Below are 264 nucleotides of genomic sequence, written 5' to 3' on the forward strand. Positions count from 1 at the left end.
AATCAGCGAAGACGACAAAGAAACATGGCTGAATATTGAACAATTCAAAACGAAACACGCAGACTTGCTGAACTTGACCTACGATGAAGCGGTCAATATTAGTTTGGAAGAGATAAAGGCTATGAAAACCATTGATGAGCCCCTCTGGGAAGAATTGGATAGGAAGCGCGAGGAGTATATCCGAATTCATGGAGAAGTGGAGTTGGATGACGATGAGGAAGACGAGTGAGACTATATATCAAAAGTGATTTTAAGAAAAAAATA

1 pseudogene is annotated in these 264 nt (G+C 39.8%); it reads left to right on the forward strand.

Annotation, left to right across the window (positions count from 1 at the left end):
- Positions 1-229, forward strand: a pseudogene (locus HMPREF2701_RS00785) (hypothetical protein); the annotation flags it as partial.
- Positions 230-264: the final 35 nt, after the last annotated feature.

Source organism: Streptococcus sp. HMSC077D04, from assembly GCF_001808785.1.
In the GTDB taxonomy this organism is placed as follows: domain Bacteria; phylum Bacillota; class Bacilli; order Lactobacillales; family Streptococcaceae; genus Streptococcus; species Streptococcus mitis_BX.